Origin of the sequence: Bifidobacterium sp. UTBIF-68 (assembly GCF_006408855.1) — a bacterium.
Lineage (GTDB): Bacteria > Actinomycetota > Actinomycetes > Actinomycetales > Bifidobacteriaceae > Bifidobacterium > Bifidobacterium reuteri.
The window spans coordinates 163,450-175,739 of record NZ_JFAN01000004.1; the positions used below are offsets into that span (position 1 = coordinate 163,450).

At 60.2% G+C, this 12,290-nt stretch carries 12 protein-coding genes; 3 read left to right on the forward strand and 9 right to left on the reverse strand.

What is annotated here, in order from left to right:
* Positions 1–107: 107 nt before the first annotated feature.
* The 8 genes from scpB to BW14_RS01885 all read right to left on the reverse strand — a co-directional run bounded on the left by scpB (position 108) and on the right by BW14_RS01885 (position 8,355).
* Positions 108–743 (reverse strand): SMC-Scp complex subunit ScpB, encoded by a 636-nt coding sequence (gene scpB / locus BW14_RS01850; RefSeq protein ID WP_044088825.1) that lies wholly within the window; start codon positions 741–743, stop codon positions 108–110.
* On the reverse strand, positions 743–1,600 hold the full coding sequence (locus BW14_RS01855; protein ID WP_044088824.1) for a ScpA family protein: 858 nt from the start codon (positions 1,598–1,600) through the stop codon (positions 743–745). Before BW14_RS01855 ends, scpB begins: the two co-directional genes overlap by 1 nt.
* Positions 1,600–2,439 (reverse strand): ParA family protein, encoded by an 840-nt coding sequence (locus tag BW14_RS01860; protein ID WP_044088912.1) that lies wholly within the window; start codon positions 2,437–2,439, stop codon positions 1,600–1,602. The genes BW14_RS01855 and BW14_RS01860 overlap by 1 nt, the downstream gene beginning before the upstream one ends.
* Before the next feature lie 250 nt (positions 2,440–2,689).
* Positions 2,690–3,616: a site-specific tyrosine recombinase XerD gene (xerD, locus tag BW14_RS01865; protein WP_044088822.1), complete on the reverse strand. Its 927-nt coding sequence runs from the start codon at positions 3,614–3,616 to the stop codon at positions 2,690–2,692.
* A 170-nt stretch (positions 3,617–3,786) separates the two neighbouring features.
* Entirely contained in the window at positions 3,787–4,170 is a 384-nt protein-coding gene (gene rplT / locus BW14_RS01870) for a 50S ribosomal protein L20 (RefSeq protein WP_044088821.1), read from the reverse strand.
* Between the two features lie 54 nt (positions 4,171–4,224).
* Complete coding sequence (gene rpmI, locus BW14_RS01875; protein WP_044088820.1) at positions 4,225–4,419, reverse strand: 50S ribosomal protein L35; 195 nt, start codon at positions 4,417–4,419, stop codon at positions 4,225–4,227.
* Positions 4,400–5,134, reverse strand: coding sequence for a translation initiation factor IF-3 (gene infC, locus BW14_RS01880; protein ID WP_044088819.1), 735 nt, complete (start codon positions 5,132–5,134; stop codon positions 4,400–4,402). The genes rpmI and infC overlap by 20 nt, the downstream gene beginning before the upstream one ends.
* Before the next feature lie 1,532 nt (positions 5,135–6,666).
* Positions 6,667–8,355 carry a spermidine synthase gene (locus tag BW14_RS01885; RefSeq protein ID WP_140489165.1) on the reverse strand — a complete coding sequence of 563 codons (1,689 nt, stop codon included), beginning with the start codon at positions 8,353–8,355 and terminating at the stop codon, positions 6,667–6,669.
* Positions 8,356–8,428: 73 nt separating this feature from the next.
* Here BW14_RS01885 and BW14_RS01890 point away from each other — a divergent pair, with 73 nt between their 5' ends.
* The 3 genes from BW14_RS01890 to ybaK all read left to right on the forward strand — a co-directional run bounded on the left by BW14_RS01890 (position 8,429) and on the right by ybaK (position 11,112).
* Positions 8,429–9,154 (forward strand): thiamine diphosphokinase, encoded by a 726-nt coding sequence (locus tag BW14_RS01890; protein WP_044088816.1) that lies wholly within the window; start codon positions 8,429–8,431, stop codon positions 9,152–9,154.
* Positions 9,155–9,407: 253 nt separating this feature from the next.
* Positions 9,408–10,466: a type I glyceraldehyde-3-phosphate dehydrogenase gene (gene gap, locus BW14_RS01895; protein ID WP_140464920.1), complete on the forward strand. Its 1,059-nt coding sequence runs from the start codon at positions 9,408–9,410 to the stop codon at positions 10,464–10,466.
* Between the two features lie 136 nt (positions 10,467–10,602).
* Complete coding sequence (ybaK, locus tag BW14_RS01900) at positions 10,603–11,112, forward strand: Cys-tRNA(Pro) deacylase (RefSeq protein ID WP_140489166.1); 510 nt, start codon at positions 10,603–10,605, stop codon at positions 11,110–11,112.
* Positions 11,113–11,212: 100 nt separating this feature from the next.
* Here the strand turns inward: ybaK and BW14_RS01905 are convergent, their stop codons facing one another.
* Entirely contained in the window at positions 11,213–12,217 is a 1,005-nt protein-coding gene (locus BW14_RS01905; protein WP_044088813.1) for a 4-hydroxy-3-methylbut-2-enyl diphosphate reductase, read from the reverse strand.
* Positions 12,218–12,290 lie beyond the last annotated feature (73 nt).

Below are 12,290 nucleotides of genomic sequence, written 5' to 3' on the forward strand. Positions count from 1 at the left end.
GCCCAGAAGCATATGCTCTCGAGTCCTGATTCCGACCTGGTTCTTCCCTTGCCCTGTCAGCATAGCACGATTTATAGTCACCATGACTATAACTATTGTAGCGATGCTCAGATCGCGGAATCCGCATTCCCCCTCGAGCGCGCGATATCGACGATCTCCGATTCGGAAGGCAGGAATGGGGCCAACGACGGCAGCTGTTCCAAGGAATCCAACCCCATGCGGTCCAGAAACAGTTCGGATGTCGCCAACAACGCAGCGCGAGACTCCGGATCGACGCCACTCTCCCTGATCAGCCCGTGGATGCTGAGCGAACGAATCACGCCATCCGAATTGACGCCACGAATCGCAGCCACCTGGGCGCGGGTGACCGGCTGCTTATACGCGATGATCGCCAATGCCTCCAGCGCGGCTTGGCTCAGGCGCGCAGTCTGCCCATCGGTGACGACGGCGGAGACGATGGGCTCGAACGCCGCGCGGCTGGCGAACTGCCATCCCCGAGCGGTGTGCCGCAATTCAAAGCCACGCGGGCGGATGCCTTCAGACGTACTTCCGTCGTATTCCTTGCCCAGCTGCAGCAGCGCATCGTCCACCACTGATTCTGCGACCCCCAGTATGCGAGCCATATCCGCGGCGGTCAGCGGCTGGTCGGCAACCATCAGTATCGCCTCAAGGCATGCCGGCAGGCCACCGGGGAACTCCTCCACTGCACCTTCCACTGCAGGCTGCGGCGTCTCATCAACCATCAGGCAAAGTCTCCTTCGGATATGCTCACGTCACCCATCGTCTCGTCCGCACCGGGCACCCAACGCAGACGCAGCTCCTCGAACGGTCCATCCTGCCGGTATTGCAGCACCCCTTGTTTGAAGAACACCAGTACAGCCATGAAACGCGCCACCACCTCGAGTGTGGTCGCGCAATCGCGGGTCAGCGCCGCAAAGGACATGGCATGGTCGGGACTACGTTTCATGGCTTCCACCAACCGGCCCCTGACCAGTGCGGATTGTGCGCGCAGATCGACCAAAGGGACATGCAGCTGGTGCACGGACACCTCTGTGGCCGGCGCATTGGCGATCACGCGGGCTGCCAGCAAGGCCAAATCACGTGGCGTGATGGTCCATGCCAGTTCGGGCAGCATCGCATTGACAGTTTCATCCATATACGCAGGATGCGGGAAACGGCCGGCGTTCGCCGACATGGCGTCGCGAAAATCCGAAGCCACCTGCTTGTAGGCCCGGTATTGGATGAGACGCGCGAACAGCAGATCGCGTTCCCGCAACGCCTCCATGCTCTGGTCGTCAATGCGTTCATCCTCGTCTCGGGGCAGGATCGCGGCGCTCTTCGCCTCAACCAGGATGGAGGCCACGTCCAGGAACGCACTGGCCTCATCCATGTTCCGGTCGGACACACCTCCGCCTGGCGTGGCCTTGATAAGGTCGAGGCCACGCACGTACGTCAGGAATTCCTCGGTTATCGCGGACAGCGACACTTCCGTCAGCTCGAGTCTGTTGTTGGCGATCAAGCCGAGCAGCACATCGAACGGCCCTGAATATACCTCAAGATTGACTTGGAACCCCGAATCTGAGGATACGGAGGCGTCCATTACGCCACAACGCCGCGCGCCACCATCTCGCGCGCCACCTCGCGGTATTCCTTGGCCGTCTTGTGCCCCGGCGCATAGATGACGATAGGCGCCGCCGCCACCGTGGAGTCCGGCAACTTGATGGAGCGGGAGATGCAGGTGTGGAACACCTTGTCCTTGAACGCCTCATAGATGCGCTGGCATACCTCTTCGCAGTGCAGGGTGTTGGTGTACATGGTGACCAGCACACCGTCGACTTCGAGGGAGGGGTTGATGCGGGACTGCACCTTCTCGATGGATTGCATGAGCAGGGCCACGCCTCGCAGGGCGAAGAACTCGGCGGCGACCGGGATGATCACGCCGTCGGCGGCGGTCAGCGCATTCACCGTCAGCAGGCCGAGGGAAGGCTGGCAATCCACGATGATCAGGTCGTATTCGTTTTTCAGTTTGCGCAGCACGCCGTTGAGGATCTGCTCGCGCCCCACTTCGGTGACCAATTGCACTTCTGCGGCGGACAGGTCGATGTTCGCGGGGATGATGTCGATGTTCTCGAATGCGGTATGCTGCACCACGTCATGGGGGTCGACGGAGATGTCGAACAATGCGGTGTAGATGGTGTTGTCGACGGCGTTCGCGTTGATGCCCAGGCCCACGGTGGCCGCACCCTGCGGGTCGAAATCCACGATGAGCACACGGCGTCCGTACTGGGCGAGCGCGCCGGCGATATTGATGGAACTGGTGGTCTTGCCTACGCCGCCTTTCTGGTTGCACATGGCAATGACCCTGGCCGGGCCATGCTGTTGCAGTGGTTCGGGAGCGGGGAAGGTTTCATATTCACGTCCAAGCAAATCGGTAGGCATACTGTCCACCTTATCAACATCCTCGTCATCTTGAGGGGCAACGACATACGTTCCGGCCATCGGCAATGTCCCTTGACGGAACCCGTCTTCGAGCCCGTGATCGTCGCGCCAATCTTCCATCGCTGCCGTACCCTTCGCGAAAAACCTCAACCCCTCACAGACTACTCGCCGGCATCGCCCGATTTCTGGCCTCCGTATAGCCATGCACGGGCGTGACCCACCAGAGCGGAGCATGCTGCCGGCTCTGCACTCAACGCGCGCGCGGATGCGAGGAAATATACGCTTCGATAAGGTGCTCGGGGCTCACGTGGGTGTAAATCTGTGTGGTGGTCACGCTTGCATGCCCCAGCAGCTCCTGCACGGTACGCACATCCGCTCCACCCTGAATCAGATGCGTGGCGAAGGAATGCCGCAGCGTGTGCGGATGCAGCGGCCTGGTGATGCCCGCACGTGCGCCGGCGTCCTTGACCACCTCCCATATGGACTGTCGGGAGATGCGCCGGCCGCGCTTGTTCAGGAACAGTGCACGACGTTCGGGCACGCCGGACGTGGATCGCCGTTCAAGTTCACCGCGGGCGGCACCCAGATATTGGGAGAGCGCCTCGCAGGCATAACTGCCGATGGGCACCAGACGCTGTTTGGACCCTTTGCCCATAAGACGAGCCACATGCTCGTCCAGGTCAATGTCGTCAAGGTTCTCTCCGGCCGCTTCCGAGACACGGCATCCGGTGGCGTACATGAATTCCAACAGCGCCTTGTTGCGCAGCACTACGGGATCAGTGGAATCGCCCACGGCTGCGGCGTCAAGAAGCCTCGTCACTTCATCGACATTGAGCACGTCTGGCAGGGTCGATGCGCTTTTCGGGGCTTTCACCGCAGCTGAGACATCATCGGCCACCATATGCTGGCCAAGCGCGAAACGATGGAATTCGTGCAACGACGCGATACGTCGGGCCTTCGAACGTGCGGACTCCCCAGCTTCATCCAAGGATGCGACGTAATCCTCGACGGTCTTCGAGGTGATGCCGTTCGGATCGCTGATGCCTTGCGACTCAAGCCATTCCACATATTTGGCGATATCGGATTCATATGCCTTTACAGTGGCGTCGGCAAGTCCACGTTCCACACCGATATGGACGATGAACTGTTCGGTGAGTCTGGCGAAGCTGCTGGTCATGGTGCTTAATGGTATAGGGGCATGCATACGGAAAACCCCGCGGAATCGCGGGGTTTTCCTTACAGAATCAGCCCATCGGACTGTCGGCTTCACGCCCGACGTGCTTCACGCACGTCCTTCGCGGCATAGCCGCTCACCTCGGCTACCGACAGTCCACCGGACTGTCGGCTTCACGCCTCGGCAGGAGCGTTGACATCCTCAGGCAGAGCGGCCTTGGCGGCGTCGACGATGGTCTTGAAGGTCTCCGGGTCGGAAACGGCGAGCTCGGCAAGGGCGCGACGATCCAGTTCGATGCCAGCAAGGTGCAGACCCTGGATGAAGCGGTTGTAGGTGATGCCTTCGGCGCGGACGGCAGCGTTGATACGCTGGATCCACAGCTTGCGGAAGTCACCCTTGCGAGCCTTGCGGTCGCGGAAGTTATAGGTAAAGGAGTGCAGCAGCTGTTCCTTGGCCTTGCGGTACAGACGGGAGCGCTGGCCGCGGTAGCCGGAAGCCCTCTCGAGAACAACGCGACGCTTCTTGTGGGCGTTCACTGCGCGCTTGACACGTGCCATAATCTATTCCTCAGCTTTCTGAAAGTCTTATCTGGTTTGGTATAAGCCCGAGGCTCACTTCTGCAGCAGCTGCTTCAGCTTCTTGGCCTGGCCACCGCGCAGCACGGCGTCAGCGGACAGGGCGCGACGCTTGCGAGCGGACTTGTGCTCAAGGTTGTGGCGCATAGCGGAACCGACCTGCATCACCTTGCCGGAGCCGGTGATACGAACGCGCTTGGAAGCGGCGGAATTAGTTTTCATCTTCGGCATTGCTGCCCTCCTTGCTGGTTTGCTTCTTCAAATCGGAAGTCTTGGGAGAAATCGAGGCATTGGCGTCGGCGATGGCCTGAGCCTGAGCCTCCTGCTTGGCGGCAAGACGCGCAGCCTGACGAGCCTGACGCTCGGCGCGGGATTCTGCTCCGCGTCGACGCTGCTCGGACTGGGTGTGCACCTTCTTGCCCTTGGGTGCCAAGGTCATGATGATGTTGCGTCCCTCCTGCTTCGGCTTGGACTCGACGGTGCCGAATTCCTCGACATCGTCGGCCAGACGCTGCAGCAGTTCCACACCGCCGATCGGGCGGGAGATCTCACGGCCGCGCAGCATGATGGTCACTTTGACCTTGTCGCCGCCACTCAGGAAGCGGACAACATGACCCTTCTTCACATCGAAGTCGTGATCGTCGATCTTCAGGCGGAAACGAATCTCCTTGATTTCCGCAGTGCTCTGATTGCGACGGGCCTCACGGGCCTTGATCTTCTCGTTGTACTTGAACTTGCCGTAATCAATGAGCTTGGCGACCGGAGGCTTCGCGTTCGGCGCCACCTCGACGAGATCGAGGTTCGCCTCTTTGGCCAGGTTCAGCGCGACTGTGGTCGCGATGACGCCCACCTGCTCGCCCTTCGGGCCGATCAGGCGCACCTGCGGAACGCGAATCTCGTCGTTAATACGTGGTTCGTCGCTGATGATGACTCCAATCCTCTGCATGTTTCTACACGGGACCCGCCTTGAATTCCCATCAACATATCGGATTCACGACAACATCGAGCCCGCATGAGGCGAGCATCATCATCCGCGACACTGTTCGGCATCGCAAAAGCACCGGATTACGCTAACTGAATCAATCGCCGATATACCTACCGACAGCATCGCATGCGCAATCATTGAGGCCGTTGCCTTGAACCCGAGACCTTGACAGGTTTCCAGGTGGGGTTACCCCGCTTTCTTGATTTCTCAAGCCAAAAGAGAAGCTTACCATAAGGCAAGACAGATCGGAGCCGCGTGTCGCCCTCATGTAGAGGACGTGCCGGTCGCCTGCCGAGATTCGCCTGGGCGGTCCGCCGGGTAACCCTGTCTGGGTATCTTACCGGGGCAGAACCTGTCTGGATACAGCCTGTCTGGATACAGCCTGTCTGGATACAACCTGTCTGGAGACAACCTGTCTGGAGACAAACCTTGCCGAAGCAAAACCTCAATCAGATTGTGCTTCCACCCCTCGGGCAAGCCACAAGCGAGGTTGTTTCTTGACTGGCTAGAGGTTTTGCCTCGCTGAGAAGGGCACAGTGGAGCAAGTCATCGGTCGCGCCGAGGTTCCGCCCCGCTGACGGACTGTAAGCGGAGCGAAATGCCAATCGGTCCGAGGTATTGCCCCGCTGACGGGCTGCAAGCAGGGCATGTTTTCGGTCAATCCGAGGTTCTGCACCGCTGACGGACTGTAAGCGGAGCGGGATGTCGGTCGTGCCGAGGTTCTGCCCTGTTCGGGGATGCTTGGCGGGGTTGTTTCTTGGTCGGCTAGAGGTTTTGCCTCGCGGACAAGTCGTGAGAAAGTCGTGAGTGAGGCGGATACATGGTCGATTCGAGGTTTTGCCTCACTGACGAGCTGTAGGTAGGGCGGAATATCGGTTGAACCGAGGTTCCGCCCCGCTGAGAAGGGGACAGTGGAACAGGTCATCGGTCGCGCCGAGGTTCTGCATCTCTTGGGGTTGATCGGCGTGGTTATTTCTCGGTCGGCTAGAGGTTCCGCCCCTCTGACGGACTGTAAGCGGAGCGGGATATCGGTCGCGCCGAGGTTCTGCATCTCTTGGGGTTGATCGGCGTGGTTATTTCTCGGTCGGCTAGAGGTTCCGCCCCTCTGACGGACTGTAAGCGGGGCGGGATATCGGTCGGCTAGAGGTTCTGCACCGCTGACGGGCTGTAAGCGGGGCGGGATATCGGTCGGCTAGAGGTTCTGCACCGCTGAGAATAGGACCGCGGAGCAAGTCATCGGTCATGCCGAGGTTCCGCCCCGCCGACGAATTGCGAGCGGAGTGGAATGCCAGTCGGTCCGAGGTTTTGCATCGCCAGTGTTCTGTATCACACATTTGTTGACAAAATGACTACCCGTTAGTTCCGCTTCACGGGAGGACAGCTCCCCTGACAAGGGAACCGGAAATGCATTCAAACGAATATCTGGCACAAGGCATTAACTGTGCATGAGGTCACTGCTGCACCGTATTACTGCACCGCGCTACTGCACCGTATCACTGCACCGCACGCAGCAACCCGCCGATACCTTCTGTCTGCAGGATCTCGCGGTATGGACCGGCTTCTTCGGCAATGAGCTGATCGATGGCCCGCATGCCGAGCACCTCCACCGGAGCCTTGTCGTCGGTGAGGATGAGCGAGGAATCCGTTGGTTGCGCCACTGCGGCGAACCGTCCTGCGACCTCACCCATGTACGATTCCAGCGATGCGCTGCCGGTCCGATCATACGTGATGTCCTGCAATGTCTCGGACCGTGAAACCTGTTTCATATCGCTGGAGGGGATCTCTCCATCCGCTGTGTCTCCATCGCCTGCCCCCGATGACTTTTTCGCGAACAGCTCGCGGTTCGTGGTGTTCGGCACATCGGCGGTGAGCATGTTCTCATGGCCGAACACGCTGGCGATGGTGCCGGCAAGCGCCTCGTTGATCGAACCGGAACCATCCGACACCATGTTCATGTTGACCACCATCACACCACCGGGGTTGAGGTGCTCGCGAACCATGGAGAAGAATTCGGTCGAACTCATCTGGAAAGGAATGGTGATGTCCTGATAGGCGTCCACCATGATCACGTCATAGCGGTCGCGCGAGGCGGCGAGCCATGCGCGCCCGTCGTACGTGGAGACGGGAACATCTGCGGGCTCATCGAAATACCGTCCGGCGAGATCGGTGATCTTCTGGTCAATCTCCACCCCGGTGACCTTCATCCCCGGATAATACTGTCGCAGCTGACGCGCATAGGTGCCTGTGCCCATGCCGAGAATCAGTGCGGACTCCGCGTTGTCGGCGAGCGCCGGCGTGGCAAGCGCCGTGTCATAGTACATGCCTGTCAGCCCGGGATCTTTCATGGTCACGGATTGCACGCCGAAGAGCACGTTGGTGGACAGAATGGTCCGATCGGATAGGTTCTTGACCTGCAGATAGTTGTAGATGGACTCCCCCTCATAGGCGAGGTTGGTCTCCCAGAACGCGAATCCGGTGAGCGGCGAGACGCAGCTGGTAACGATGAACACCACCGCCGACACCGCGCATGCCACACGATGCGCCTTGATCGAAATGAAATACACCAGCGGAATCAACAGCAGCACACCGGAGAAAATCAGGAAGCTGACGAATGTGCCCACTGCGGGGATGGTGACGAACGTGGGCAGGAAGGTGCCGAGGATCGAACCGATGGTGTTGCAGGCGGACAGCCGGCCCACCACGGAGGCGTTGTCCTCCGGCGAGGTGGTGGCGAATTTGTTGAGCCCGGCGGTCACCGTGCCCAGCAGGAACAGCGGCGGCACGAAGATGATGGCGCATGAGATGAACGCCGCGATGATCAGGAAGTTCGTGGACACCGTGACGATCAGCAGTCCGGAGATGAGCAGGATCAGGTATTTGCCCACCAACGGTATGAGCGCGATCCACACGGCGGCGACCATGATGCGCAGGTAGAGCTTGTCCGGGTTCGGATCCCGGTCCGCCCACCGGCCGCCGAACACGGCACCCAAGGCAAGCGCGATCATGATGGTACCGATGATGATGGTCCACACGATCTGCGAACTGGAGAAATACGGTGCCAGCAGTCGCGAGGCGCCGAGTTCGGCGGCCATCACCGACATACCGGAGAAGAACTCCGTGACGTAGAGAAACACCTTCGACTTGAGAATCGGCCTTTCGCTCGCCTCGGTGATATGTGCCATGCCCGCTCCTGTTCCGCTCATACGTGGTCCACTGTTGCGCAAGCCTAGCAGCATGACGGTTACAGTTGGCAGTATGACTGATGATTGCGTGATTTTCGGAGCCGGCGAATACTACGACACCCCCACGGTGCCGGATGGGGCCTTCGTAGTGGCCGCAGACGGAGGGCTCGACCATGTCCGCGCACTCGGGCTTGTGCCGGATGTGGTGGTGGGGGATTTCGACTCCCTTCAGGGTCGCAGGCCCGATTCCGACGCCCGGACCATCGCACTGCCTCCGACAAAGGACGACCCCGACATGCTGTCGGCGCTGAAGATCGGCTGGGGCGCGGGATTCCGCCGGTTCCATATCTGGGGCGGACTCGGCGGCCGGATGGACCACACGATCGCGAACATCCAGCTGATGGGTCTGCTCGCCCGGCATGGAGCGACCGGCTTTCTGCACGGCGATGACACCGTGATCACTGCGATCTGCGACGGCGAGCTGGCATTCCCCGCCCAACCGGTGCAGTGCAGCGGACGCATGGTGTCCGTGTTCTCGCTGTCCGACGTTTCGCTGGGCGTGAACGAATCAGGGCTGAAATACGAACTGCATGACGGCACGCTCACCAACACGATGGCGCTGGGGCTGAGCAACGAGTTCCGCGACGGCACCGCCGCCTCCATCAGCGTCACAAAGGGCACCCTGATCGTCACCTTCCCGATTGAGGCGGGGATGCCATCGGTCTCCCACTGCCATGACTTCACCGGCGATATCGGGCAGCTGGACACCACAATATCCGCACTTCTGGTACGTGAATGACGCCAAGTATGGCGGCCGTCCCCGCCCTTCCGTCCCCTTCCTCACGGCATCACATCATGAACGTTCGGAAAAGCCCGCGAGAACAGGTGGCACAGCGGATGTGAGCGTTCACAAATTTTTGGGTATTTTTTGCCCGAAACACACGTACGGCCATTGCTTTGTGTACACAGTCGGCATTACAGTAACAACTGTTGGTAAACAACGGCGCGGTATGCGCACAGCGCATGTCCGCCACCCTACAAGGGAGAATTACATGACAGTTAAGATTGGTATCAACGGCTTCGGTCGCATTGGTCGTCTCGCCTTCCGTCGCATCTTCGAGCTGCAGGCTCGCGGCGGCCAGGCTGGTGACATCGAAGTTGCCGCCATCAACGATCTGACCACTCCGGCCACCCTGGCTTACCTGCTGAAGTACGATTCCACCCACGGCACCTTCCGTCACGACGACGGCACCCCGGTCGACGTCAAGGCCACCGAGGACTCCATCGTGGTGGACGGCAAGGAATACAAGGTGTACGCCGAGAAGGACGCCAACAACATCCCGTGGGTCAAGAACGACGGTGTCGAGTTCGTGCTCGAGTGCACCGGCTTCTACACCTCCGCCGAGAAGTCCCAGGCCCACCTGAACGCCGGCGCCAAGAAGGTTCTGATCTCCGCCCCGGCCAAGGATGACACCACCCCGACCGTCGTGTTCGGCGTGAACCACGACATCCTCAAGGCCTCCGACAACATCGTGTCCGCAGGCTCCTGCACCACCAACTCCATGGCCGCCATGGTCAAGCTGCTGGATGAGAAGTTCGGCATCCGCGCTGGCTTCATGACCACCATCCACGCCTACACCGGCACCCAGATGCTGCTGGATGGCCCGCGTGGCACCAAGTCCGGCCGCAACCTGCGCGCCGCCGGCATCAACACCATCGCCCACTCCACCGGCGCTGCCAAGGCCATCGGCAAGGTCGTTCCGTCCGTGAACGGCAAGCTGCAGGGCCACGCCCAGCGTGTCCAGGTTCCGGATGGCTCCGTCACCGAGCTGACCACCGTCCTGAACAAGGAAGTCACCGCCGACGAGATCAACGCCGCCTTCAAGGAAGCCTTCTCCGACACCGATTACTACGGCTACAACGATGAGGGCATCGTGTCCTCCGACATCCTCGGCGACACCCACGGTGGCGTGTTCGATCCGACTCAGACCGACGTGAACAACATCGACGGCCTGACCCTGGCTCGCACCGTCTCCTTCTACGACAACGAGTACGGCTTCACCTCCAACATGATCCGTACCCTGCTGTACTTCGCCGAGATCTCCGAGTGAATCATCGCGGTTGACGCCGCATAGGTTCGCAAGAGAACTTGCGTAGTGAAGCCCCCGCTTCGAGCGGGGGCTTTTTCGTATGAGCATTCGCAATAAAACACTTCGTAGTAGGACACTTCGTAGTAGAACAGGAACCATGGCAAAGAAGAACAAACATGACAAGGGCACGGGTTCCACCCCGGCGACCGTGCAGCTGGAAAAGGCCGGCGTGGCGTTCCAGCTCTACGAATACGAGCATTCCAATGATCATATGGACGATGGCTATGGCGTGGAAGCGGCCACCAAACTCGGTTTCGACGAACATCAGGTGTTCAAGACGCTGATGGCGGACACGGGCACCGAACGGGTGATAGGCGTGGTGCCGGTCAGCGGGCATATGGACCTGAAGGCCCTGGCTGCCGCCGCCGGCGCCAAGAAAGCCACCATGGCCGACCCGAAGGTGGCCATGCGTGAATCCGGCTATGTGGTCGGCGGGATTTCGCCGTTAGGACAGAAAACACATCACAAGACCGTGCTGGATGAGAGCGCGCTGCAATTCGACACCATTCTGGTCTCAGGAGGCAAACGCGGACTGTCCGTAGGCGTGAACCCGCATGATCTGCTCAAGGTCCTCAACGGTATCGCCGCCCCGATCGGCACGTGGTAGGCGCTACCGCGACCGTGAAGGCTTCCGGCCGCGAAGCTCGGACGACTGAGCCGTCAAACAGAGAGTCCAGTGGACTCTCTGTAGGCGAAGTGAGCGGGCGCTACCGCGACCGCGAAGATTGCCGTCTGAGTTCAGACGGCAATACAAAATGCATATTCTCCTTGATGGTCTCCACTGATTTCACGCCGGTGAAACCCAAATCACGTAATGCATCGATGACGCCGGACACCAGCTCTTCAGGTACTGAAGCACCGGAGGAAACACCCACGTTCTCCACATCCTGGAACCATCGGGCATCAAGTTCACCAGCATCGTCCACACGGTAGGCTCTGCCTCGACTTCCCAACCCTTCCTGGGCGACCTCCATCAACCGCACGGAATTCGAGGAATTGGCAGACCCGACGATCACCACGCAATCGGACTGCTGGGCCACGAGTTTCACCGCGGCCTGACGGTTCGATGTGGCGTAGCATATGTCGGAACTCGGCGGCTCCTCGATCCACGGGAAACGCGCTTTCAACGCCGCGATGGTATCGGCGGTCTCATCCACGCTGAGCGTGGTCTGGGAGAGCAGCACCAGCTTCGTGCCAGGCGTGAAATCCAATGATGCCACGTCATCGGCATGTTCAATGAGATGCACATGCTCCGGGCTCTCCCCTACCACACCGACCGCCTCATCGTGGCCCTTGTGACCGATATAGATGATCTCATAGCCTTCGCGCACGAACCGCAGCACCTCGCGATGCACCTTGCCCACCAGCGGGCAGGTGGCGTCCACGATGTGCATGCCGCGTTGTCTGGCTTCCGCCACGACCTCGGGCGACACGCCATGCGCGGAGAACACCACCGGAATACCCGCCGCCGCAGCTTCGTCGGGAATCTCCGCGAGCTCCTGCACGAACACCGCACCCTGGCCGGCGAGGTCCTCGACCACATGCCTGTTGTGCACAATCTGCCGGCGCACGTACACGGGAGGCAGCCCATCATCGCGGTGCAGTTTCCCCGATGACTCCGCGGCCTTGAGTATGGTCTGCACGGTCAGGATCGCACGATCCACGCCGGCGCAGAATCCACGCGGGTCGGCAAGCACCACACTTCTGGACATAATGGGGAACCTCCTGAACGTCATTACCGACTCCCAGTGTACGGCACACTCGGCGCACTCCTTCCCTGCTCTG